Raw genomic sequence first — 277 nt, 5'->3', positions numbered from 1 at the left:
GGCGGAAGCGGTGGAAACGATGCACCCAGGTGGCGTAGTTGCCGGCGCCGTTGGTGAGGATGGCGTCGTCGGGCAACATCTTTTCGAGGTAGTTCATGATCGGCCCCATCTGGACCGAGCCGGGGCCGCCTTCCGGTGGCGTCGACCAGTCGAGATAGGCGGCATGCAGCTTTGGCGTTTCGGCTGCCCAGACGGGTGCGGAGGCCGGCTTGCGCCTGGCGAAAGCGTCGATGAAGGCGGACGGCGAGGCGTTGATCGCCAGTGTCGGCCGGTAGAC

Annotated in this window: 1 pseudogene; it reads right to left on the bottom strand. The window is 66.4% G+C overall.

The annotated features are described in order from the left end of the window. Positions 1-277: pseudogene (locus tag EOC06_RS38940) on the bottom strand (thiamine pyrophosphate-binding protein); the annotation flags it as partial.

The organism is Mesorhizobium sp. M7A.F.Ca.MR.362.00.0.0 (assembly GCF_004023175.1).
Taxonomy (GTDB): domain Bacteria; phylum Pseudomonadota; class Alphaproteobacteria; order Rhizobiales; family Rhizobiaceae; genus Mesorhizobium.
Note: the sequence above shows the minus strand (reverse complement) of the source record. Positions and strands in the feature narration are given on the sequence as shown.